The sequence below is a fragment of the Curtobacterium sp. Csp2 genome (assembly GCF_013347165.1).
Window position 1 is genome coordinate 877,607 of the sequence record NZ_CP054593.1, and the last position, 22,400, is coordinate 900,006.

A 22,400-nucleotide genomic window follows, 5' to 3' on the forward strand; every position below is an offset into this window, starting at 1 on the left:
TCCCTAAGACCGTCGGTGGGGTGGGGTTCAGGCGTAGCGGCGGGCGACGCGCAGGGCTGCGGCCGTGTACGACCCGCCGAACAGGTACACGTGGAGCAGCAGCGGTGCGAGCTGGTGCAGCTCGACCCGCTCCTGCCAGCCGTCGGCGAGCCGGGACTCCTCGTCGTACGCGGCCAGCACCGTCTCGAGCCGCGCGAGCCCGAAGAGTCCCAGCAGCGCGAGGTCGGTCTCCGCGTGCCCGCCGTGCGGCGTCGCGTCGATGAGCACCGCGCCGGTCGGCTCCGAGCTGTCCGTCGGCCAGAGGACGTTCCCGGCCCACAGGTCCCCGTGCACCCGGGCGGGTCCGTCCCCGACGAGCGTGGGCTGCGGCGACCCGAGCGAACCGTCCTCCAGCCGGTCGGCGACCCGGTCGAACACCGCTCCCTCGGCACCGTCGAAGCCGCCCCGGTCGACGATCCGCTGCACGAAGTCGCGGATCCGGTACTCGGCGAAGAACGCGCCCCACGTCGCCGGTGCGTCCGCCGCGGCGGTGAACGGTGTGCGCGAGCGCCCCATCCGCAGCCCCGCGCTCGCGGGGAACCCGGGGGACGGCGCTCCCCAGTGCGCGGCACCGGCGGCGTGGGTGTGCGCGAGCGACCGGCCGAAGCGCTCGGCCTGGGCCCGGGTCGGGGCGCCGTCGCTGATGCGCTCGAGGTGCAGGACCGTGGGAGACGGGTGCGCGAGGACCCGGGCGGTGCGGGTGCCGCCGGTGTCCTCGGCCTCGGCGAGCCAGCGCAGGCCGGCGGCCTCGGCGGTCGCCTCGTCCGGGTCGGTGAAGGTCTTCACGTGGGTGTCGGGCACGTGTCCATCCTGCCGACGGCGGCTGGGCGTCACACCGCGTCCACCAGTGCCTGCGCCAACGGGTGCCACGGCCGCGACGACGGCCCGCTCAGCACCAGCGTCCGCACGTACCGCGGCTCGACCGGCAGCATCACGAGGTCGGAGGGCAGCATCACGCGCCCGAGCGACGGCACGATCGACACCCCCTCGCCGCGCTGGATCATCCCGAACATCGTGCTCATCTCGCGGACCCGGTGCGCCCAGCGGAACGGCTGCCCGGCCAGTTCGTGCATCCGCTGGATCTGGTGCTCGCACCCGCCGCCGCCCGCGACCAGTCCGTCGTCGTGCAGGTCGTCGAGCGTCAGCTGCTCGGTCCCGGCGAGCGGGTGGTCGCGGCGCACGACGGCGGCCATCTCGTCCCGCGCGACCACCACGCCGCCGGCGGGCACCGGGGACGGGTCGACGAGCACCGCGGCGTCCACCGTCCCGCCCTCGAGCCACTCGGGCATCTCGTCGTCGTCGCCCTCGTAGACCTGCACGTCGACGCCCGGCAGCGTCACCGCCCACAGTTCGCGGAGCCGCGGGAGCAGCCCCTGGCAGACCGTCGGCACGGCGGCCAACCGGACCGTGCCGCGGTCCGTGGCGGGCCGGACCACCGCCTCCAGGGCGTCGACGGAGGCGAGCACGCTGCGGGCGTGGGCCAGCAGCCGGTCCCCGAGCGGGGTGGGCGCGGTCGCCGCGCCGCGGCGCAGCACGCTCCCGGCGACCTCGCGCTCGAGTCCCGCGACGGCGTGCGAGACGGCGGACTGCCCGACGCCGAGCGCGGTCGCGGCACCGGTGAACGACCCGGCGTCGACGGTCGCGACGAATGCACGGAGCTGCGGGATCGAGACGGTCATGCGCTTCCTTCATGGGCCCATGCAGCACATTCGTTCGACACATGCGCCGCGGTGCTCGATGCTAACCCTCGTGAACGCCCTCCTCTACGTGCTCGTCGCCCTCACCTGGGGGTCCAGCTTCTTCTTCGCGAAGATCGGGCTCGAGGGGCTCGCCCCGCAGCAGGTCGCGACCGTGCGGACCGTGCTCGGCGCCCTGACGCTCGTGGTCGTGCTGCTCGTCACGCGGCGTCGGTGGCCGCGGGAACGCCGGGTGTGGGGGCACCTGCTCGTCGTCGCGGTGTTCCTCAACGCGGTGCCGTCGTCGCTGATGGCCTGGGCGGAGCAGACCGTGCCATCGGGGCTCGCGAGCATCTACAACGCGACGACGCCGATCATGACCCTGCTGGCGCTCGCCGTCCTGGTGCCGAGCGAACGCCTGTCGCGTCGGCAGGTCGGCGGCGTCGTGCTCGGGATCGTCGGCGTGCTCGTCCTGGTCGGCCCGTGGAGCCTGGTGGGGGACCCCGCGGTGCTCGCGACCGTCCCGGGACAGGTCGCCCTGCTCGGGATGACCGCGTCCTACGGCGTCGGCCTGGCGTGGCTCCGCCGCTTCGGCGTCGGCAGCGGGCAGGACCCGACGACCGTCGCGACGGTGCAGCTCACCCTGGCGGCGTTGCTCATGCTGCTGGTCGCGCCCGTCGTCGCGACGGGTCCGGTGCAGCTGGACTGGAGGATCGTGGCCGCGATGGTCGCGCTCGGTGCGGTCGGCACAGGGTTGGCCTACGCGTGGAACACGCGCCTGGTCGGCGCGTGGGGTGCCGGTCGGGCGTCGACCGTGACGTACCTGACCCCGGTGGTCGGGGTCGCGCTCGGCGTGCTCGTGCTCGGTGAGCCGCTGCGGTGGAACGAGCCCGTCGGCGGAGTCGTCGTGCTCGCCGGGATCGCGCTGGCGTCGGGACGGCTGGCCTTCCGGAGGCGCCGGGTGTCCGCCGTGGCCCCGGCCGGTGCCGGTCAGGGGCGCGTGTAGTCGAACTGCAGCCGCATCCGGTCGCCACGGAACACGATCGTCGAGTACTCGAACGTCGTCCCGGCCCGGTCGGCGATGACGTCGGTGAGCTGCAGCGCCGGGTCGCCCCGACGCAGGCCGAGCAGCCCGGCGTCGGCCTCGGCCACGGCGACGGCCTCGAGCCCCTCCGCGACGTCGTGCATCGCCAGGCCGAAGGCGTCCTCGAGCACGACGCAGAGCTGCTCCTCGACGACGTCCAGCGCGTCGAGGGTGGGCGCGAGGGCCGCCGGGACGAACGACCGGTGCACGCTGAGGGGCTTGCCGTCGACGGACCGCAGCCGGACGATCGCGAAGACGTCGTCGGTGCGGCCGAGGCCCAGGCGGTCCCGGATGCGGGCTGGCGCCGGGGCCCGGTCGATCGACACGAGCGTCGTGGTGATGTCGTAGCCGAGCACCTCGAGCTGCTCGCGGATGCCGCGGTACGCCGGGGAGACCGCGCTGATCTTCTCGGGCGCGACGAACGTGCCCTTGCCGGGGACCCGGTGGAGCACGCCGTCGGTGGTCAGCTTCGTCAGGACGCCGCGCACCGTCATCCGGCTGGTCCCGTAGTGCCGGTTCAGCTCGTTCTCGGACGGGATCCGTTGGCTCGGCGCCCACTCGCCGCTCGCGATCTTCGCCGTGAAGATGTCCTCGAGCTGCTGGTAGATGGGCACGGCGGAGTCGCGGTCCACCTCGTCGACCACGGTCCACCTCCTGTCGGCCGGACGGTCGTCCGATAGCCGCTCATGATACTTGTCGAGTCCGGTCTAGACAGGTACAGTCCGAGCAGTCGTCGACGCTGACGGCGACATCCCACGACGCAGCGACGCAAGAGGGGACCCAGGCATGGACGTGTCCACCAGGACGTTGACCAGGACCGCGCGGGACGGCGGGTACGCCGTACCGGCCGTGAACGTGTTCGACGAGCTGAGCATGCGGGCGGTGATCGCCGCGGCGGTCCGGACCCGGGCGCCGCTCGTCGTGCAGATCTCCGTGAAGACCGTGAAGGCCTCCGGGACCGCCTTCACCACCGACCTGTTCCGCGCGCTCACCCGGGACGTCCCGGTGCCGGTCGCGCTGCACCTCGACCACTGTCCGGACCGGGCGGTGCTCGACGACGTCATCGCCGCGGGGTGGTCCAGCGTGCTGTTCGACGCGTCCGACCGCGGGTTCGACGACGCGGTCCGCGAGACCGCCGAGGTCACCGCCGCGGCGCACGCCGCCGGGGTCGACGTCGAGTCGGAGATCGAGAACATCCTGGGGGTCGAGGACGGCGTGGGCAGCGACGAGTCCCGGCACGCGTACTCGGTCGAGCAACTGGCGGAGGTCGCCGAGCGGACCGACAGCGACCTGCTCGCGCCGCAGCTGGGCACGAGCCACGGACTGTACAAGGCGGACCCGGTGCTGCTGCCCGAGCGCGCCGCCGAGCTCGCCGCCCTGACCGACCGGCCGATCGTGCTCCACGGCGGCACGGGGCTGAGCCGCGACGACTTCCGGTCGTTCATCGACGCCGGGGTGTCGAAGATCAACATCTCGACCGCGGTGAAGCACGCGTACATGCGCGCGTCGCTCGAGCACCTCGAACAGGCACGGGCGACGGACAGCTGGGACCCGCCGAAGCTCGTCACCGCGATCGAGTCCGCCGTCACCGACGTCATCGCCGAGCACGTCACGTGGTTCGGCGCGGACGGCAAGGCCGGTCGGTCGTGACCCGCGCGCTCGTCTTCGACTGTGACGGCGTGCTCGCCGACACCGAGCGCGACGGGCACCTGCCGGCGTTCAACCAGACGTTCGAGCACTTCGACCTGCCGGTCCGGTGGAGCCAGGACGACTACGCCGAGGTGCTCCGGATCGGCGGCGGGAAGGAGCGGCTGGCGTCGCTGCTGACGCCGGAGTTCGTCGAGCGCGCCGGCCTGCCGACCGATCCCGAGGAACAGCGGGCCCTGGTGGCCGAGTGGCACGCCGAGAAGACCCGGCGGTACACCGCGATGGTCCGCGACGGGGTGATGCCCGGGCGGCCCGGCATCGCCAGGATCGTGCACGAGGCACGCGACGCGGGCTGGCTGCTCGCGGTGGCCTCGACCTCGGCCGAGGCGTCGGTCCGCGCGGTGCTCGAGCACGCCGTGGGCGAGGACGCCGCCGGCTGGTTCGCGGTCTTCGCGGGCGACGTCGTCCCGCGCAAGAAGCCCGCGCCCGACGTGTACGAGCTGGCGCTCCGGGAGCTCGGCGTCACCGCGGCAGATGCGGTCGTCGTCGAGGACAGCGCGAACGGGCTCCGGGCAGCGCTCGGCGCCGGACTCACCACGGTCGTCACCGTCAGCAGCTACACGGCCGACGAGGACTTCACCGGCGCGGCGCTCGTGGTCGACCGGCTCGGCGACCTGCCCGACGAGCCGGCACACGTGCTCGCGGACCCCCACCACGTCGAGGTGCCCGGACAGGTGACCCTCGACAACCTCACCCAGCTCCCGACCGGAGGACGACGATGACCACCGAAGCCACCACCCACCTCGAGTCCACCGTGCGGCTCATCGCGAGCACCTGCGTCGAGAACGAGCGGTACTTCTGCGACCTCGACGCGGTGGCCGGCGACGGCGACTTCGGCTACTCCCTCGCCCGCGGGTTCGAGAACGTGCTCGCCGGGTTCGACGACTACGACCGGTCGGACCCCGGGACCTTCCTGCAGCAGGTCGCGATGACGATGAGCAGCCGCATCGGCGGGACGTCCGGTCCGATCTGGGGCACCGCGTTCCTGCGGGCGGCCGGGGTCGTCAAGGGCAAGGACGACCTGACCGCAGAGGACGTCGTGGCGATGCTCCGCGCCGCGGTCGAGGGGATCAAGAAGCGCGGTGGCGCCGACCTCGGCGACAAGACGCTCCTCGACGCGATCGTCCCGATGACCGACGCGATCGAGTCCGACGCGGCGGACGGCCGGGACGGCGCCGCGATCGCCCGACACGCCGCCGAGGTCGCACGCCAGGCAGCGGACGCCACCTCGACGCTCGAGGCCCGCCGTGGGCGTGCGTCGTACACGGGGGAGCGCAGCATCGGCTCGCCCGACCCCGGCGCGGTCGCCGTCGCGGTGCTCGCGGAGCGCATCGCCGACGAGTGGTGACGCGAGCCGACCAGATCCGATCCGCCCCCACCAGCACGACCCTTCGCAGTACCCGACCACCACGATGAAGTGAGGCAACCGCAGTGAAGAAGTTCGTCAACGACCCGAAGCAGTTCGTCCCGGACATGCTGAAGGGTTTGGCCCTCGCCAACCCCGACACCCTGACCTACGACCCGAAGGCGAACCTGATCGTCCGCGCCGACGCCCCGCGCGACGACAAGGTCTCGATCGTCCAGGGGTCCGGCTCCGGGCACGAGCCCGCGCACGTCATGGTCGTCGGCAAGGGCATGCTCGACGCGGCCTGCCCCGGGGACGTGTTCGCCGCGCCGCCGACCGACTACGTCATCGAGGCCGCCCGCCGGGTGAACAGCCCCAAGGGCGTGCTCCTGCTGGTCAACAACTACACGGGCGACAAGATGGCCTTCGAGATGGCGGAGGAGTTCGCCGAGGCCGAGGGCATCAAGGTCGCGACCCTGTTCATCGACGACGACGTCGCCGTGAAGGACTCCACGTACACGATCGGCCGTCGTGGCGTCGCCGGGAACTTCTTCGTGATCAAGGCGGTCGGCGCCGCGGCCGAGGCCGGCGCCGACCTCGACGAGGTCGTCCGGGTCGGGAAGAAGGTCAACTCGGTGACCCGGACCATGGGCGTCGCCCTCACGGCGTGCACCCCGCCCGCCAAGGGCTCGCCGCTGTTCGAGCTCGGCGACGACGAGATCGAGGTCGGCGTCGGCATCCACGGTGAACCCGGACGCGCTCGGCAGAAGATCGTCCCGGCGGACGAGATCGTCGACATCCTGCTCGACCCGATCGTGTCCGACCTGCCCTTCTCCGACGGCGACGAGGTCGCGCTCATGGTGAACGGACTCGGCGGCACCCCGATCAGCGAGCTCTACCTGCTCTACGGGATCGCGCACGAGAAGCTCGTCGCGCAGGGCATCACACCCGTCCGGAGCTACGTCGGCGAGTACTGCACCTCGCTCGACATGGCCGGCGCCTCGATCACGCTCGTGAAGCTCGACGACGAGGTCAAGGAGCTCCTCGCCGCCCCCGCCGAGATCCCGATCCGCACGTTCTGACCCGTCGGCGGGCCTACCCGCCCGCCGACGGCTCCCACACCAGGACGCCCGCGACCGCGGGTGTCCCGACGCCGACGATCGAGGAGGATCACATGGCGAGCAACCACGCAGTCGCGTACAAGGGGCCGGGCAAGGTCGAGGTCATCGAGACCGACTACCCGACGTTCGAGCTCAAGGACGGACCCGGTGTGAACCCGGCGAACGTCGGGCGCAAGGTCAACCACGGGGCGATCCTCCGTACGGTGGCGACGAACATCTGCGGCAGCGACCAGCACATGGTCCGCGGCCGCACCACCGCGCCGAGCGACCTCGTCCTCGGCCACGAGATCACCGGCGAGGTGGTCGAGGTGGGCTCGGACGTCGAGTTCATCAAGGTCGGCGACATCGTCTCCGTCCCGTTCAACATCGCGTGCGGTCGCTGTCGGAACTGCAAGGAGCGGAAGACCGGCATCTGCCTCAACGTCAACCCGGACCGCCCGGGCAGCGCGTACGGCTACGTCGACATGGGCGGCTGGGTCGGTGGACAGGCCGAGTACGTCCTCGTGCCGTACGCCGACTGGAACCTGCTGAAGTTCCCGGACCGCGACCAGGCGCTCGAGAAGATCCTCGACCTCGCGATGCTCTCCGACATCTTCCCGACCGGCTTCCACGGCGCGGTCACCGCCGGCGTCGAGGTCGGTTCGACGGTGTACGTCGCCGGTGCCGGGCCGGTCGGCCTCGCGGCCGCGACCGGGGCGATGCTGCTCGGTGCCAGCGTGGTGATCGTCGGCGACATGAACGCCGACCGCCTGGCCCAGGCGCGGAGCTTCGGCTGCGAGACCGTCGACCTGACGAAGGGCGACCCCGCCGACCAGATCGACCAGATCCTCGGCGAACCGCTCGTCGACTGCGGCATCGACGCCGTCGGCTTCGAGGCCAAGGGCCACGGCGCCGGATCCGGGGAAGAGGCACCGGCGACGGTCCTCAACTCGCTCATGGACATCACGGCAGCCGGTGGCGCCCTGGGCATCCCCGGGCTCTACGTCACGGGTGACCCGGGCGGCGTCGACGAGGCCGCCAAGAAGGGTGCCCTGTCGCTCAGCCTCGGCACCGGCTGGGCGAAGTCGCTGTCCTTCACGACGGGGCAGTGCCCGGTCATGAAGTACAACCGGCAGCTGATGATGGCGATCCTGCACGACCGCACGAGCATCGCGAAGAACGTGAACGCGAAGCCGATCGGCCTCGACGAGGCCCCGCGTGGCTACGAGGAGTTCGACAAGGGCGCGGCGACGAAGTACGTCCTCAACCCGAACGGCCTCATCCCCGCGGCCTGACCCGGCGGTCCCACCGGCCCCTGCACCGTCGACACCCGGCGGCGCAGGGGCCGTCCGTCATCCGGGCCCGACCGCGTGCAGCCGTCCGTCCGTACGCTCGCCCGTGTGGACGCACCGCACCGACCCCGGGCCAGCCGACCGTCGACCCTGCGGCTGCTGTTCGCGTCCTCGCACCCCGGGCCGACCGTCACCGTCACGGTCCTCGCCACGGTGATCGCCGTCGCGGTCGGGCACCCGTTCGGCACCGTGCTGCTCGTGGCGCTCGCCGTGGTGGCGGGGCAGCTGTCGATCGGCCTGGCGAACGACTGGATCGACGCGGACCGCGACCGGGCCGTCGGCCGCTCCGACAAGCCCGTCGCACGGGGCCTCGTCGCAGCCTCGACCGTCCGGACCGCCGCGTTCGTCACGGCCGCGGTCGCGGTGCTCGCGAGCGTGTTCCTCGGTCCGGTCGCGGCCGTCGCGCACCTCCTGCTCGTCGCCGCGGGGTGGGCCTACGACGCGGGGCTCAAGCGCACGGCCTGGTCCGTCGCACCGTTCCTGGTGGCCTTCGGACTGCTGCCCGTCGTCGCGGTCGCCGCCGGCGGTGGCGCCTGGCCGGCCTGGTGGGCGGTCGCGACCGGGGCGGTGTTCGGCATCGCGATCCACTGCACGAACGTCCTCCCGGACCTGCTCGACGACGCGGCCACGGGTGTCCGGGGCTTCCCGCACCGCCTCGGCCTGCGCGGTGCCGGTGTCCTCGCGTTCGGGTCGCTCGTCGTCGCGGCGGGGCTCGTGCTCGGCGGGCAGCTGGCCGGGGCCGACCCGGCTCGCGGCGCGGCGGCGGTCCTCGCGGTCGTCGGGGCGCTCGTGGTGGTGGTGCTCGCGGTGGTCGGGGTCGGGCTCGTCCTGGTGGGGCGACCGACCCGCGCCCTGTTCCGGCTCGTGATCGCGTCGTCCCTCGTCCTCGTGGTCGAGCTCGGCGTCGCCGGTGCCCGACTCGTCGCCTGAGCCGATCCGGTCAGGCCCACCTCATCGCGTACCGTCCGGAGGGTAGAGCCGAGCCACCTGGCGGACGCGATCCGGTCAGGCCCACCCCATGGCGTACGTCGAGGCGAGCCACCTGGCGGACGGGAGGGCGAGGACGGACCGGAGCAGTGCCTCCCGTCCGACCAGCAGCGCACCGCGAGCCGGGCGACCGAGTGCCGCGTTCGCCTCCGCCTGCCGCGCGGCGCGCGCCGCGGCCGCCTGCCGGGTCGCGGCGTACGCGGGCCACGGACCCGCCTCGCCGGAGCGGACCGCGTCGGCCAGGAGCGGCGCGAGCGCCGCGACGTCCAGCCACCCGAGGTTCATGCCCTGCCCGCCGATCGGGCTGATCTCGTGCGCGGCGTCGCCGACCAGGACCACCCGGCCGATGCCCACCCGTTCGGCGGTCCGCCGCCGGGTCCGGAACGCACTCACCATCGAGCAGGTCGTCGGGTCGGGAGCCGTGCCGGTGCGCTCGCGGACGAGCGTCGCCAGCCGGGAGGCACGCCCCGCCTCCGTCCCGTCGGTTCCGGACGGTCGCGTGGCCGGGTCGGTGACGAGCGCGACGGCGCGACGGCGACCGCCGGGCAACGGGAAGGACTCGAGGACGCCGCCGGGGCCGACGTCGACGACCGCGGTGTCCGCCGGGGCGACGCCGGTGTCCGCGAAGTCGCCCATCACGTACTGCTCGCGGTAGGTCCGGCCGGTGGTGCGGATGCCGAGCAGGTCGCGCACGGTGCTCCTGGCACCGTCCGCGCCGACGACGAACCGCGCGCGGACCCGCACCCGCTCGTCGTCCGGACCGGTGCCGGACACGGCGACGTGCCCGCGTTCCGGGTCGAGCGCGGTGACCGTCGTGCCGGTGCGGAGGGCGTCCGGTGCGAGGGCCGCGAGACGGTCCCGCAGGAGCGTCTCGGTGCGGTGCTGGTCGAGCGCGGCGACGAACGGGAACGGGTCGGACACATGGTCGAACGACAGCGTCCCGAGGGCGCGACCGCGGCTCGTGGCCACACCGCGGCGGACGGGGACCGCCTCGGCCAGGACGGGACCGGCGACCCCGACCCGGTCGAACACGGCGAGCGAGGGCGGGTGGATGCCGATCGCCCGCGAGCCCGTCGGCGCCGAGTCTCGGCGTTCCCAGACGCGCACGTCGACGCCCTCGGCGGCGAGCAGCACGGCGGCGAGGAGGCCGACCGGGCCGCCGCCCACCACGAGGACGTCGGTCGGGTCGGAGGTCACGCGCCGAGCCTACGGACGGGCGGTCCGGTGGCTGCCAGCCACGCAGCGGTCAGTTCGTGACGCTCGCGCGCTCGGCCCGGTCGGCGGCGACGAGGGACCGTGCTTCGCGGACGCGCTTGCGGGCCTTCTCGACCGGGACCTCGACCGCGTAGGCGGCGCCGACGGCCACGAGCAGCGCGACGGCGATGAGCCACACCGTGCCCCACGGCCCGATCGCGAAGGGGTCGAGCAGGGCGATCACGAGCGGGTGCCAGAGGTACGCCGAGTACGAGACGCGGCGGCCGAACCACGACACCGGTGTCCAGGCGAGCGCGGCGGAGAGCGGTGACCGGACCGAGACGAGCCCGGCGATGAGCACCGACGACACGACCCCGGTCAGGGGCAGGACGACGCCGAAGGTCCACGCGTGCTGCGTCCAGTCGTCGCCGATCCAGAGCAGGATGCCGACGAGGAGCGCCAGGCCCGCCCAGCTCGCGACGTGCCCGGCGACCCCGGCCGCCCACGTGCGGACGCGCGCGTCGTCGAGGAGCAGGGCGAGCAGGCAGCCCGTCGCGAGCGGCACGACGCCGAGCACGGGGGAGAAGTACACGTCCGGCGTCGACCCGCCGTTGGGTGTCTGGTAGACGAGTCCGGCGGCGATCGAGCAGCCCACGATGACCGCACCGAGGCCGGCCACCAGCCACCGACGTCGAGCGCGCACCATGAAGAGCAGCACGAGCACGGGCGGCCACACCAGGTAGAACTGCTCCTCCATGGACAGGCTCCACGTGTGCGCGAAGACGCCCTGCGTGGTGTCCCAGAACGAGCGGAACAGGTTGCCCGTGTAGGTGAGGGCGATGAACGCGGCCTCGCCCGGACCGAACGACGCGCCCTTGTAGTCGCCGACCCAGTTCCACAGCATCAGTCCGACCGCCACGAGGGCGAGGAGTGCCGGGTACAGCCGGAGCAGGCGCTTCCACCAGAACGAGCCGAGGCGGATGCGGCCGGTCTTCCGGTGCTCGCCGAGCAGCAGCGTCGTGATGAGGAACCCGGACAGGGCGAAGAACACGGTGACGCCGATGAAGCCGCCCTCGAACTGCGGGACGTGCAGGTGGTACAGGATCACCGCGAGGATCGCGATCGTGCGGAGGCCGTCGAGTGCCGGAGCCCGGTTCGTCAGGGGCGGTGGTGGCGTCGTCCGGGCAGCACCGATCCCTCGACCGACCGCGGCGGCGCGGCGGGTCGTGCTGGAGCGCTCGGGGGCGAGCGTGTTCGTCGTCACGGGTCCTCCCTGCGAGGATCGGTCTTCCGGGTGACGACCAGCGTGCTCCACCCAGGTAAGAGGACCCTCAGTGATCGGGGTGCACGAGCGCGGTCAGCGCTGCGAGCCGCTCCTCGACCAGGGTCCGGAAGTCGCGGTCCTCGGGTTCGGCGATCCACTGCGCGAACGCCAGGTGGAACACGGTGACCGCCGCCTCGGCGGCGATCGTGGCGAGGGGCTCGTCGATCCCGTGCGCCCGCAGGGTGTCGCCCAGACGGACCTTCAGGTTCGCGAGCTTGCCGAGTTCGCGCTCCTCGAGGGCGGGGACGGCGTCGATCACGGCCTGGCGTGACCGGGACCACGAGCGACGGTCCTCGGGGAAGAAGTCTGCGGCCGAGTCGAGCGCCCGCCGGACCAGGTCGAACGCGGGAGTGCCGTCCGGGGCCTGCTCGACCGGGGTGGTGAACATCGCCGTGAAGTCGGTCTGGCCGGCGAACAGGACCTCGGGCTTGTCCGCGAAGTGCCGGAAGAAGGTGCGCTCGGTGACGTCGGCGGCCGCGGCGATCTGCGAGACGGTCGTCTCGTCGTAGCCCTGCTCGGCGAAGAGCCGGAGTGCGGTCGACTGCAGGCGTTCGCGGGTGCCGGGTTGCCAACGAGCCATGGTCGCAGTCTACTGACGACAGTAACTGACATCGAGTGCTACGGTGATGTCAGTTCGTGACATCGCGCCACGGACCCTGTGAAGGGAAGCACTCATGCACGTGTTCGTCACCGGGGCCTCCGGCTGGATCGGCTCCCACACCGTCGACGAGCTCCTCGCCACCGGGCACACCGTCACCGGGCTCGCCCGGTCCGATGCGTCCGCCGCCGCACTCGAGTCCCGCGGTGCCGCCGTCCTGCGCGGCGACCTGGACGACCTCGACGCCCTGCGCCGCGGGGCGGAGGGCGCCGATGGCGTCCTGCACCTCGCGAACAAGCACGATTGGGGCAACCCGGCTGCCACGAACGCGAGCGAGCGGGCCGCCGTCGAGACGCTCGGGAGCGCCCTGGCCGGTTCCGACCGTCCGCTCGTGGTGGCCTCCGGGGTGGCCGGCCTGGCCCCCGGGCGACCGGCCACCGAGCAGGACCCCTCGCCGTTCGTCGGCCCGGACAGCATGCGCGGCGGCAGCGAGAACCGCGCGTTCGACTTCACGGCGGACGGTGTCCGGGCCGTCAGCGCGCGCTTCAGCCCGACCACGCACGGCGTCGGCGACCATGGGTTCATCGCCGCGATCGTCGCCGCAGCCGTCCGGACCGGGGTGTCCGGCTACCTGGGGGAGGGCACGAACCGGTGGGCCGCCGTGCACGTGGACGACGCCGCGCGGCTCGTGCGCCTCGGGCTCGAGGACGCCCCGGCGGGAACGCGGTTGCACGCCGTCGCCGAGACGGGTGTCCCGACCCGGGACATCGCGCAGGCGATCGGCGACGCCCTCGGGCTCCCGGTGACGAGCGTCGACCCCGCGGACGCCGAGGAGCACTTCGGGTTCATCGGGCGGTTCTTCGCGCTCGAGATGTCCGCGACGGCCGACGCCACGCGGGAGCGCTTCGGCTGGACCCCGACCGGGCCGACCCTGCTCGAGGACATCGCCGCCGGGGCGTACGCGCACGTCGCGCGCTGACCCGCTCGCGGGCCCGGCGCCCTGGCTGGGGGAGGCTACTCGGCCTTCTGCATCTGCCAGGGCTCGGGCTCGCGGTCCCCGTTCGGGCGCACCGGACGGACGTCGCCGACGATCGGGATGGACCGCTTCCGCATGAACCACAGGTAGCGGACGAAGAAGTGCGACAGGGTCGACAGCCGGTTACCGTTGCCGAGCAGCGATGCGATGTGCACGGCCACCCAGGCGGCCCACGCGACGGGGCCGACCATCGTGATGCCACCGCGGAGCTGGGCGACCGCGGCGTTCGTGCCGATCGTCGCCATGGTGCCCTTGTCGAAGTACTTGAAGTGCTCGGTCTGCTTGCCCTCGAGCAGGCGGACGACCTGCCGGGCGACGTGCCGGCCACCCTGCAGCGCCGGCTGGGCGAGCTGGGCGAGGGCGTCGTCCTGGGCGGCGATGTCGCCGGCGGAGAAGATCCGCTCGACGCCCTTCACGCTGAGGTCGTCGTTCACCTGGATCCGCCCGCCGTGGGTCTGCGGCAGACCCCAGCCCGATACCTCCTTGTGGGCCGCGACCCCGGTCGCCCAGATCACCTGGGACGCGGGGATGAACTCGCCGTCGGCCGTGACGACGCCGTCGGGCTTGACCTCGGCGACCCCGGTGTTCAGCCGCAGCACGACGCCGCGCTTCCGCAGGACCTTGGCCGCGTACCGGCGCAGGCGCGGGGCGAACGGCTTGAGGAGTTCGCCGCTGCGGTGCACGAGCGTGATCGTGATCGCGCCCTCGTCGAGCTCGGGGTACGCGCCCTCGAGGGCCTGGTCGCGGAGCTCCGCGAGGGCACCGGCCATCTCGACGCCCGTCGCACCGCCGCCGACGATGACCACGCGGATCTCGTCGGGGCCCTGGTTCGCCGCGGCCTCCTCGAGCCGGGTGAACAGCTCGTCGCGGATCCGCAGCGCCTGCGAGCGGGAGTACATCGAGTACGCGTACTCGTACGCGCCGGGGGTGCCGAAGTAGCTCGTGTTGACGCCGTTCGCCAGGATGAGCCAGTCGTAGTGCAGGTGCTCGCCGTCGGACATCTCGGCGACGCGGTGCTCGGCGTCGATGCCGGTGAGCAGCCCGTGGCGGAAGTCGGCGTTCGACTGCTTCGCGCGCAGGCTCCGCAGGAAGTACGTCACGTCGCCGGCGTTGAGGCCGCCCGTCGCCACCTGGTACATGAGCGGCTGGAACATGTTGTAGACGTGGCGGTCGACCAGGGTCACCCGGACCGGTGCGTCCGCGAGTTCACGCATCGCCGCGATGCCGGCGAAGCCTCCGCCGACGATGACGACGTGCGGGCGGGTGTCCTCGGACATGCTGATCTCCAGGGTGGTGCGGTCGACGGCCACCCAGAAGGGTACGCCGATCGGGAGCCGTGTCCGTCCACCCGCCCGTCACCGTGCCGATGGAGCGGTCCCGCCGGCCCTGCGGCCCTGCGGCCTGCGTCAGGCGCGGCCTGCGTCAGGCCTCGAACGGCGCGTACGTGCTCAGCACGTTGCCCTTGCTCGTCACGACGCTCTGCACCAGGCGCAGCCGCGTGGGCGGATCGGTCGGCTCGAACAGCTTCCGGCCGGCGCCCGCGATCGCCGGGTGCGTCATGAGCTGCAGTTCGTCGAGCAGCCCCGCGAACAGCAGGTGCCGCACGAGCGTGACGCTCCCCGTCACCGCGACGTCGCCGCCGTCGCCGGCCTTGAGCTCGCGCACGAACGCGTCGACGTCACCCTGGATCAGGTGCGCGTTCTCCCACGTCAGGTCCGGGTCGAGCGTGGTCGAGGCGACGTGCTTCTCGATCGGGTTGATCCAGCGGCCGAACGGGTCGTCGGCGTGCGACGGCCACCACTCGGACCACTCGAGGTAGCTCTGCTTGCCGAGCAGGACCGTGTCGGTGCGGTCCATCCACGCCGTCATCGCCGTGCCGAGCTCCGCGTCGAAGGAGTCGTACTGGAACGTGTACGGGTCCTGCACGACACCGTCGACCGACGTGAAGAGCCCCGAGGTCACCTTGCGCATGCCCCGGAGCCTAGGGGCCGGGGCGTCCTGCGTCGAGGGTCAACTCCCCGTGCCGCTCCCGCCGCCCTGCACGCCACCGGGCAGCTGTCCGCCCTGACCGCTCTGCCCGTCCTGCCCGCTCTGCCCGTCCTGCCCGGGGAACCCGTCGCGCCCGCCACCCGGGACGGTCACGGAGCTCGAGTGCGACGCGCCGATGGCATGGCCGACGGCGTACCCGACGCCACCGCCCGCGAGCAGGGCTCCGAGCCCGACCGCCACGGCCACCACGGGCCAGAACCACGGCGGCTTCGGACGCGTGCGCCCCGCGGTCCCCGACGGCTGTCCGGTCCAGGCAGCGGGACCGATCGGGGCCGCGGCCCATGAGGGCTGGCCGGTTGCGGCGGGCGGCCCGTCGAGCGTGGTGGTCGGACCGGCGGCGGGCGCCGCGCCCCAGCCGTGCGGCGGGACGGGCGCGTGGCTCGGTGCGGTGTTCGGGGAGTGGTCGCTCATGCGCGCCAGTGCACTCTGCTCGGCCAAGAGGAACCGATGACGACCCTGACCCGGCGCTGCGAACCCGCGGGTAGGTTCGGGTCGTGCGCGCACGGGTCGGGTCGTTCCAGGTCGGGGACCTCCGCGTGCGCCTCCGGACCCTGGCGCCGGCCGGCCGTCTGCACGACTCCCTGGCCCCGACCGTCGTCCTGGTCCACGGCATCGGGATGTCGCACCGGTCCTTCGCCCGCACGCAGCGGGTCCTCGCTCGGACCCACCGCACGGTCGCCGTCGACCTGCCGGGGTTCGGCGGCCTCCCGCCGGCCGGACGCCGGCTGCAGGTCGAGGAGCTCGCGGACCTCGTGGTCGCGGCTGTCCGGGACGGCGGCGCGGAGACCGTCGTCGCGATCGGGCAGTCGATGGGGACGCAGGTCGTCGCGGAGGCCGCGCTCCGCCACCCCGACGTCGTCCGGGCCGTCGTCCTGGTCGGCCCCGTGTGCGACCGGTCCCGGCGCACCCTGCTCCGGCAGGCGCTCGACCTGACGCGGGACACCGCCGTCGAGACCCCACGCATGAACGCCGTCGTCACGACCGACTACCTGCGGAGCATCCGGCAGTACGTCCGCGAACTCGGCCCGATGCTCCGGCACCGGCTCGAGGACGTGCTGCCCCGGCTCACCCAACCCGTGCTCGTCGTGCGCGGCGACCGCGACCCGATCGCGCGGCGGGAGTGGTCGGAGTCCCTCGCGCAGGCGGCCCCGCGCGGGGCGCTCGTCGAGCTGCCCGGCGGGCACCACGTGCAGGAGCGGCACCCGGAAGCGTTCGGACGACTCGTCGAGGAGTTCCGGCGCGTGCAGACCCTGGAGGACGCACGGTGACCGACCCGACCGCCCGCTCGGCCGCGGCGGCGGGACCGACGCGAGCCGTGCCTCCAGGCCGTCTGCCGGTGGACCGCGTGCCGGTGCTGCGGCGCGCGTGGTGGGCCGTCCTCGACTGGTGGTACGCGGCGCGGTGGCAGCTGCGGAGTGCCGGCCCGACGACCGCCGAGGACTACCGGACCGGCGAGGGCCAGCCGGTCGTCGTCGTGCCGGGCGTCTACGAGACCTGGCACTTCATGCGTCCCCTGATGGACGCGCTGCACGACGCCGGGCACCCCGTCCACGTGCTGCCCGTGCTGCGGCACAACATCCGGCCGGTGCCGGAGTCCGCGCGCGAGGTGCTCGCGTACCTCGAGGCGGAGGGCCTGCGCGACGTCCTCGTCGTGGCGCACAGCAAGGGCGGGCTGATCGGGAAGTACGCGATGACCCTGCCCGAGGGGGACCGCATCGACCGGATGGTCGCCGTGTCGACGCCGTTCGCCGGGTCGGCCTACGCGCGGCTCGCGCCGGTGCGGCACCTGCGGGTGTTCCGTGCCGCGGACCCGGTGCTCGCGGCGCTCGGGCGGGACCTCGCGGTGAACGCGCGGATCACGTCGGTCTGGGGGGTCTTCGACACGCTCATCCCGGCCGGGAGCGAGCTCGCGGGTGCGACGAACGTAAGCGTCCCGGTGGGCGGGCACTTCCGGATCCTGGCCGCGCGGCAGACGCGTGAGGCGGTGCTGGCCGCCGCCGCGGGGCCGGGGCAGGCCCGAGACTCGGCCTGACGGACAGATCTGTGCCTCGGCGGCCCGAGTCTCGTCCGCGGAGCCGAGACTCGCTGCGGTCCGCCGTCGCGGCGCGATCCGGCCTGGAGGCACGTGGTGCGCCCGGCGCGTCGGCCCGGTCGGGCGTGCTGCCCTGGTCGCCGGGTCAGGCGCCCGGCAGGAACAGGCAGAACGGGTGGCCGTCCGGGTCGAGGAGCACCCGGACGTCGTCCTGGGGCTGGAACGCGTGCTCGGTCGCCCCGAGCTCGAGGGCGCGGGCGGTCGCCGCGGGCAGGTCCTCCACCTGGAAGTCGAGGTGCAGCTGCATGCCCTGGCGTCCGGACTCGGGCGGCCACACCGGCGGGACGTAGGCGTCGTCGTACTGCACCGACAGACCGGGACCGCCGTCGGCCGGGCGGACCCGGAGCCACGTCGGTCCGTCCTCGTGCACGGTCCACCCGGTCAGCGCGCCGTAGAAGCGGGCGAGGGCGACCGGCTCCGGGGACTGCAGCACGGTCGCGGTCAGGACGGGCATCGCGGGGTCGTCGGCGCTCATGGCGCGGACGGTACCCCCGGCCGTCGCACCACTCGTCCAGCGCGCCCGGGCGGTGCGTCCGGTCAGCGTTCCCGGACGCTCGCGCGCTCGACGATCCGGTGCGGCACCACGACCGTCTCCGGTGCTGCCGAAGGGTCCGCGATCCGCCGGGTGAGGAGATCGAGCGCAGCGGTCGCGAAGGCCCGACGGTCGAACGACACGGTGGTCAGCGCGGGGATCGCGTAGGCCGCTGCGTCGACGTCGTCGAACCCGACGACGCTCACCTGCTCCGGGACCCGGACGCCCCGCGCCGCGAGCACGTGCAGCACGCCGAAGGCGATGGAGTCCGTGTAGGCGAACACCGCGTCCGGCAGCGGGTTCGTGTCCAGCCACGCGGCGAACGCCGTCGCCGCCGCACTCGTCGTCCACGCCGGCAGCGGCACGCGCAGCGCGGGGTCGACCACGAGGCCGGACGTCCCCAACGCGTCCGCGTGGCCCTGGTCACGGAGCTCGCTCGTGGCGGTGGCGTCCGTCGGGCGCGCTGCCCCGACGACGGCGATCCGCCGGTGCCCGCGGTCGAGCAGGTGGGTCGTGACCTCGCGTGCGGCGAGCCGGCTGTCGACGTGCACCTGGTCGACGTGCTCCGGCTCGACCTCGCCGATCACCACGGTCGGCGGCAGCCCCTCGGTCTCGGCGAGCACGCTCGCGCTGAGGGACACCGGGTTGAGCACGAGCCCGTCCACCAGGTGCGCGCGGGCCCGCGAGACCAGTTCGCGCTCGCGGTCCGGGTCGTTGCCGGTCTGGTCGAGCTGCACCGTCCAGCCGCGCTCGCGCGCCAGCTCGACGAACCACTGCGCCAGCTCTGCGGAGTAGGCGTTCCCGAGCTCGGGCAGCGTCAGCGCGATCGCCCCGGACCGTCCGTTGCGCAGCCCGCGGGCGGACAGGTTCGGGACGTAGTCGAGCTCGGCGAGGGCTCGCTCGACGCGCTCCCGGGTCGCCGGGCGCACCGCGACGCCGCCGTTGATGACGTTGGAGACGGTCTTCGGCGACACCCCGGCCATGGCCGCCACGTCCCGCACGGTCGCGCGCATCCGACGAGCGTAGCGCGGACGGGGACTTCTCGGTGCTGGTGGCCGGGCCGATCCCGATCGTGCTGTACGCCGTGCTGGCGGTCGTGGTCGCGGCCACCGTGACCAGCCGCATCCGGGCGCGACGCGCTGCGCGGCGCGAGCTGGTCGACGCGTAGTCAGGTCGTCGGTCGTCCGGTCCGGGACCCGTCCCCGCGACCGGACCTCCGGGCCACCAGACGTCCGGAGGTCCGCGCTACGCTCGTCGGATGCGCGCGACCGTGCGGGACGTGGCGGCCATGGCCGGGGTGTCGCCGAAGACCGTCTCCAACGTCATCAACGGCGGCGTCGCGGTGCGCCCGGCGACCCGGGAGCGCGTCGAGCGAGCCCTCGCCGAGCTCGACTACGTCCCGAACCTGTCCGCCCGCGGGCTGCGCAACGGACGGTCCGGGGCGATCGCGCTGACGCTGCCCGAGCTCGGGAACGCCTACTCCGCAGAGCTGGCGCAGTGGTTCGTCGAGCTGGCGCGCGAGCGCGGCTGGACGGTGCAGCTCGACCAGACCGGCAACGACCCGGACCGCGAGCGCGAACTGGTCTCGCGGGCCCGCGCGCACCTGGTGGACGGGCTCGTGCTCAACCCGGTGTCCCTCAGCGCGAGCGTGCTCGCCGAGACCGAGGGGCTGCCGCCGACCGTGGTGATCGGCGAGGTCGAGCCGGAGCACGTCGACCAGGTGCACGTCGACAGCCGGCTCGCCGCACGCGAGGTCACGACCCACCTGCTCGACCGCGGGCACCGGCGGATCGCCGTCGTCGGGGCAGCGCGCCCGACGGACGCCACCGCCACGAGCGAGCTCCGTGACCAGGGCCACGCGGACGCGTTGGGGACGTCCGGCCTCGTGGTCGACCCCGCGCTGCGCGTGCCGCTGCCGGCGTGGACGACGAGTGCGGCGGCGACGGCGTTCGCCGCGTGGCTGGACACGAACCCGCTGCCGGACGCGGTGTTCGCCTACACGGACTCCATCGCCTTCGGCGTGCTGCACGTGCTCGCGGCGCGGGGCGTCCGGGTCCCGGAGCAGGTGAGCGTCGTCGGGTTCGACGACGTCGACGCAGCGGCCTACGCGATCCCCGCGCTGACCACCGTGTCGTTCGACCGTCGGGCCTTCGCGACCGCTGCGCTCGATCTCCTCACCCGGCGGATCGCGGACCCTTCGGCAGCACCGGAGACGGTCGTGGTGCCGCACCGGATCGTCGAGCGCGCGAGCGTCCGGGAACGCTGACCGGACGCACCGCCCGGGCGCGCTGGACGAGTGGTGCGACGGCCGGGGGTACCGTCCGCGCCATGAGCGCCGACGACCCCGCGATGCCCGTCCTGACCGCGACCGTGCTGCAGTCCCCGGAGCCGGTCGCCCTCGCCCGCTTCTACGGCGCGCTGACCGGGTGGACCGTGCACGAGGACGGACCGACGTGGCTCCGGGTCCGCCCGGCCGACGGCGGTCCCGGTCTGTCGGTGCAGTACGACGACGCCTACGTCCCGCCGGTGTGGCCGCCCGAGTCCGGACGCCAGGGCATGCAGCTGCACCTCGACTTCCAGGTGGAGGACCTGCCCGCGGCGACCGCCCGCGCCCTCGAGCTCGGGGCGACCGAGCACGCGTTCCAGCCCCAGGACGACGTCCGGGTGCTCCTCGACCCGGACGGCCACCCGTTCTGCCTGTTCCTGCCGGGCGCCTGACCCGGCGACCAGGGCAGCACGCCCGACCGGGCCGACGCGCCGGGCGCACCACGTGCCTCCAGGCCGGATCGCGCCGCGACGGCGGACCGCAGCGAGTCTCGGCTCCGCGGACGAGACTCGGGCCGCCGAGGCACAGATCTGTCCGTCAGGCCGAGTCTCGGGCCTGCCCCGGCCCCGCGGCGGCGGCCAGCACCGCCTCACGCGTCTGCCGCGCGGCCAGGATCCGGAAGTGCCCGCCCACCGGGACGCTTACGTTCGTCGCACCCGCGAGCTCGCTCCCGGCCGGGATGAGCGTGTCGAAGACCCCCCAGACCGACGTGATCCGCGCGTTCACCGCGAGGTCCCGCCCGAGCGCCGCGAGCACCGGGTCCGCGGCACGGAACACCCGCAGGTGCCGCACCGGCGCGAGCCGCGCGTAGGCCGACCCGGCGAACGGCGTCGACACGGCGACCATCCGGTCGATGCGGTCCCCCTCGGGCAGGGTCATCGCGTACTTCCCGATCAGCCCGCCCTTGCTGTGCGCCACGACGAGGACGTCGCGCAGGCCCTCCGCCTCGAGGTACGCGAGCACCTCGCGCGCGGACTCCGGCACCGGCCGGATGTTGTGCCGCAGCACGGGCAGCACGTGGACGGGGTGCCCGGCGTCGTGCAGCGCGTCCATCAGGGGACGCATGAAGTGCCAGGTCTCGTAGACGCCCGGCACGACGACGACCGGCTGGCCCTCGCCGGTCCGGTAGTCCTCGGCGGTCGTCGGGCCGGCACTCCGCAGCTGCCACCGCGCCGCGTACCACCAGTCGAGGACGGCCCACCACGCGCGCCGCAGCACCGGCACGCGGTCCACCGGCAGACGGCCTGGAGGCACGGCTCGCGTCGGTCCCGCCGCCGCGGCCGAGCGGGCGGTCGGGTCGGTCACCGTGCGTCCTCCAGGGTCTGCACGCGCCGGAACTCCTCGACGAGTCGTCCGAACGCTTCCGGGTGCCGCTCCTGCACGTGGTGCCCGCCGGGCAGCTCGACGAGCGCCCCGCGCGGGGCCGCCTGCGCGAGGGACTCCGACCACTCCCGCCGCGCGATCGGGTCGCGGTCGCCGCGCACGACGAGCACGGGTTGGGTGAGCCGGGGCAGCACGTCCTCGAGCCGGTGCCGGAGCATCGGGCCGAGTTCGCGGACGTACTGCCGGATGCTCCGCAGGTAGTCGGTCGTGACGACGGCGTTCATGCGTGGGGTCTCGACGGCGGTGTCCCGCGTCAGGTCGAGCGCCTGCCGGAGCAGGGTGCGCCGGGACCGGTCGCACACGGGGCCGACCAGGACGACGGCCCGGACGACGTCGGGGGTGCCGAAGTAGCTCGTGTTGACGCCGTTCGCCAGGATGAGCCAGTCGTAGTGCAGGTGCTCGCCGTCGGACATCTCGGCGACGCGGTGCTCGGCGTCGATGCCGGTGAGCAGCCCGTGGCGGAAGTCGGCGTTCGACTGCTTCGCGCGCAGGCTCCGCAGGAAGTACGTCACGTCGCCGGCGTTGAGGCCGCCCGTCGCCACCTGGTACATGAGCGGCTGGAACATGTTGTAGACG

Annotated in this window: 25 protein-coding genes; 12 read left to right on the forward strand and 13 right to left on the reverse strand. The window is 73.6% G+C overall.

The window, feature by feature from the left end; all coding sequences use genetic code 11:
- Window positions 1-27: 27 nt before the first annotated feature.
- Entirely contained in the window at window positions 28-840 is an 813-nt protein-coding gene (locus tag HUN59_RS04340; protein ID WP_254629990.1) for a fructosamine kinase family protein, read from the reverse strand.
- Window positions 841-869: 29 nt separating this feature from the next.
- Window positions 870-1,718 carry a LysR family transcriptional regulator gene (locus tag HUN59_RS04345; RefSeq protein ID WP_174777607.1) on the reverse strand — a complete coding sequence of 283 codons (849 nt, stop codon included), beginning with the start codon at window positions 1,716-1,718 and terminating at the stop codon, window positions 870-872.
- Window positions 1,719-1,788: 70 nt separating this feature from the next.
- On the opposite strand from HUN59_RS04345, the gene HUN59_RS04350 reads away from it, so the two are divergent.
- Complete coding sequence (locus HUN59_RS04350) at window positions 1,789-2,721, forward strand: DMT family transporter (RefSeq protein ID WP_174777608.1); 933 nt, start codon at window positions 1,789-1,791, stop codon at window positions 2,719-2,721.
- Here the strand turns inward: HUN59_RS04350 and HUN59_RS04355 are convergent.
- A complete protein-coding gene (locus HUN59_RS04355) occupies window positions 2,706-3,443 on the reverse strand; it encodes a GntR family transcriptional regulator (RefSeq protein ID WP_058743185.1) in 738 nt (245 codons plus the stop codon). The genes HUN59_RS04350 and HUN59_RS04355 overlap by 16 nt on opposite strands.
- Before the next feature lie 142 nt (window positions 3,444-3,585).
- Here HUN59_RS04355 and HUN59_RS04360 point away from each other — a divergent pair, with 142 nt between their 5' ends.
- The 6 genes from HUN59_RS04360 to HUN59_RS04385 all read left to right on the forward strand — a co-directional run bounded on the left by HUN59_RS04360 (window position 3,586) and on the right by HUN59_RS04385 (window position 9,233).
- Window positions 3,586-4,449 carry a class II fructose-bisphosphate aldolase gene (locus HUN59_RS04360; RefSeq protein WP_174777609.1) on the forward strand — a complete coding sequence of 288 codons (864 nt, stop codon included), beginning with the start codon at window positions 3,586-3,588 and terminating at the stop codon, window positions 4,447-4,449.
- Window positions 4,446-5,228, forward strand: a complete 783-nt coding sequence (locus HUN59_RS04365; RefSeq protein WP_174777610.1) for an HAD-IA family hydrolase — start codon at window positions 4,446-4,448, stop codon at window positions 5,226-5,228. The genes HUN59_RS04360 and HUN59_RS04365 overlap by 4 nt, the downstream gene beginning before the upstream one ends.
- Complete coding sequence (gene dhaL / locus HUN59_RS04370) at window positions 5,225-5,854, forward strand: dihydroxyacetone kinase subunit DhaL (RefSeq protein WP_174777611.1); 630 nt, start codon at window positions 5,225-5,227, stop codon at window positions 5,852-5,854. Before HUN59_RS04365 ends, dhaL begins: the two co-directional genes overlap by 4 nt.
- An 83-nt stretch (window positions 5,855-5,937) precedes the next feature.
- Window positions 5,938-6,933: a dihydroxyacetone kinase subunit DhaK gene (gene dhaK, locus HUN59_RS04375; RefSeq protein ID WP_058743181.1), complete on the forward strand. Its 996-nt coding sequence runs from the start codon at window positions 5,938-5,940 to the stop codon at window positions 6,931-6,933.
- A 92-nt stretch (window positions 6,934-7,025) separates the two neighbouring features.
- Window positions 7,026-8,246, forward strand: a complete 1,221-nt coding sequence (fdhA, locus tag HUN59_RS04380) for a formaldehyde dehydrogenase, glutathione-independent (RefSeq protein WP_058743180.1) — start codon at window positions 7,026-7,028, stop codon at window positions 8,244-8,246.
- Between the two features lie 105 nt (window positions 8,247-8,351).
- Entirely contained in the window at window positions 8,352-9,233 is an 882-nt protein-coding gene (locus HUN59_RS04385; protein WP_174777612.1) for a UbiA family prenyltransferase, read from the forward strand.
- Between the two features lie 75 nt (window positions 9,234-9,308).
- Here the strand turns inward: HUN59_RS04385 and HUN59_RS04390 are convergent, their stop codons facing one another.
- The 3 genes from HUN59_RS04390 to HUN59_RS04400 all read right to left on the reverse strand — a co-directional run bounded on the left by HUN59_RS04390 (window position 9,309) and on the right by HUN59_RS04400 (window position 12,388).
- Complete coding sequence (locus tag HUN59_RS04390) at window positions 9,309-10,487, reverse strand: FAD-dependent oxidoreductase (protein WP_174777613.1); 1,179 nt, start codon at window positions 10,485-10,487, stop codon at window positions 9,309-9,311.
- Between the two features lie 49 nt (window positions 10,488-10,536).
- Entirely contained in the window at window positions 10,537-11,748 is a 1,212-nt protein-coding gene (locus HUN59_RS04395; RefSeq protein WP_174777614.1) for an acyltransferase family protein, read from the reverse strand.
- Between the two features lie 67 nt (window positions 11,749-11,815).
- A complete protein-coding gene (locus HUN59_RS04400; RefSeq protein WP_174777615.1) occupies window positions 11,816-12,388 on the reverse strand; it encodes a TetR/AcrR family transcriptional regulator in 573 nt (190 codons plus the stop codon).
- Between the two features lie 94 nt (window positions 12,389-12,482).
- On the opposite strand from HUN59_RS04400, the gene HUN59_RS04405 reads away from it, so the two are divergent.
- Window positions 12,483-13,385, forward strand: a complete 903-nt coding sequence (locus HUN59_RS04405) for an SDR family oxidoreductase (protein ID WP_174777616.1) — start codon at window positions 12,483-12,485, stop codon at window positions 13,383-13,385.
- A 35-nt stretch (window positions 13,386-13,420) separates the two neighbouring features.
- Here HUN59_RS04405 and HUN59_RS04410 read toward each other — a convergent pair whose 3' ends face one another.
- The 3 genes from HUN59_RS04410 to HUN59_RS04420 form a co-directional block, all read right to left on the reverse strand.
- A complete protein-coding gene (locus HUN59_RS04410) occupies window positions 13,421-14,752 on the reverse strand; it encodes an NAD(P)/FAD-dependent oxidoreductase (RefSeq protein WP_229666944.1) in 1,332 nt (443 codons plus the stop codon).
- A gap of 112 nt (window positions 14,753-14,864) precedes the next feature.
- Entirely contained in the window at window positions 14,865-15,413 is a 549-nt protein-coding gene (locus tag HUN59_RS04415; RefSeq protein WP_141862643.1) for a dihydrofolate reductase family protein, read from the reverse strand.
- 39 nt (window positions 15,414-15,452) lie between these two features.
- On the reverse strand, window positions 15,453-15,902 hold the full coding sequence (locus tag HUN59_RS04420; RefSeq protein WP_174777617.1) for a hypothetical protein: 450 nt from the start codon (window positions 15,900-15,902) through the stop codon (window positions 15,453-15,455).
- Between the two features lie 83 nt (window positions 15,903-15,985).
- Here HUN59_RS04420 and HUN59_RS04425 point away from each other — a divergent pair, with 83 nt between their 5' ends.
- The gene (locus HUN59_RS04425; RefSeq protein WP_174777618.1) at window positions 15,986-16,759 is read left to right on the forward strand and encodes an alpha/beta fold hydrolase; all 774 of its coding nucleotides are present in this window, start codon (window positions 15,986-15,988) and stop codon (window positions 16,757-16,759) included.
- The gene (locus HUN59_RS04430; RefSeq protein ID WP_254629991.1) at window positions 16,756-17,523 is read left to right on the forward strand and encodes an esterase/lipase family protein; all 768 of its coding nucleotides are present in this window, start codon (window positions 16,756-16,758) and stop codon (window positions 17,521-17,523) included. Before HUN59_RS04425 ends, HUN59_RS04430 begins: the two co-directional genes overlap by 4 nt.
- Window positions 17,524-17,668: 145 nt before the next feature.
- On the opposite strand, the gene HUN59_RS04435 is transcribed toward HUN59_RS04430, so the two are convergent.
- Together HUN59_RS04435 and HUN59_RS04440 are read right to left on the reverse strand one after the other, a co-directional pair.
- Window positions 17,669-18,058 (reverse strand): VOC family protein, encoded by a 390-nt coding sequence (locus HUN59_RS04435; RefSeq protein WP_167510131.1) that lies wholly within the window; start codon window positions 18,056-18,058, stop codon window positions 17,669-17,671.
- A 62-nt stretch (window positions 18,059-18,120) separates the two neighbouring features.
- A complete protein-coding gene (locus HUN59_RS04440) occupies window positions 18,121-19,128 on the reverse strand; it encodes a LacI family DNA-binding transcriptional regulator (RefSeq protein ID WP_174777619.1) in 1,008 nt (335 codons plus the stop codon).
- Between the two features lie 245 nt (window positions 19,129-19,373).
- Here HUN59_RS04440 and HUN59_RS04445 point away from each other — a divergent pair, with 245 nt between their 5' ends.
- Complete coding sequence (locus HUN59_RS04445) at window positions 19,374-20,381, forward strand: LacI family DNA-binding transcriptional regulator (protein ID WP_174777619.1); 1,008 nt, start codon at window positions 19,374-19,376, stop codon at window positions 20,379-20,381.
- Between the two features lie 62 nt (window positions 20,382-20,443).
- Window positions 20,444-20,833 (forward strand): VOC family protein, encoded by a 390-nt coding sequence (locus tag HUN59_RS04450; protein WP_167510131.1) that lies wholly within the window; start codon window positions 20,444-20,446, stop codon window positions 20,831-20,833.
- Between the two features lie 145 nt (window positions 20,834-20,978).
- On the opposite strand, the gene HUN59_RS04455 is transcribed toward HUN59_RS04450, so the two are convergent.
- Together HUN59_RS04455 and HUN59_RS04460 are read right to left on the reverse strand one after the other, a co-directional pair.
- A complete protein-coding gene (locus HUN59_RS04455; RefSeq protein WP_254629991.1) occupies window positions 20,979-21,746 on the reverse strand; it encodes an esterase/lipase family protein in 768 nt (255 codons plus the stop codon).
- On the reverse strand, window positions 21,743-22,400 hold a 658-nt coding region (locus HUN59_RS04460; protein ID WP_217483619.1), incomplete at its 5' end, for an alpha/beta fold hydrolase. The genes HUN59_RS04460 and HUN59_RS04455, both read right to left, overlap by 4 nt.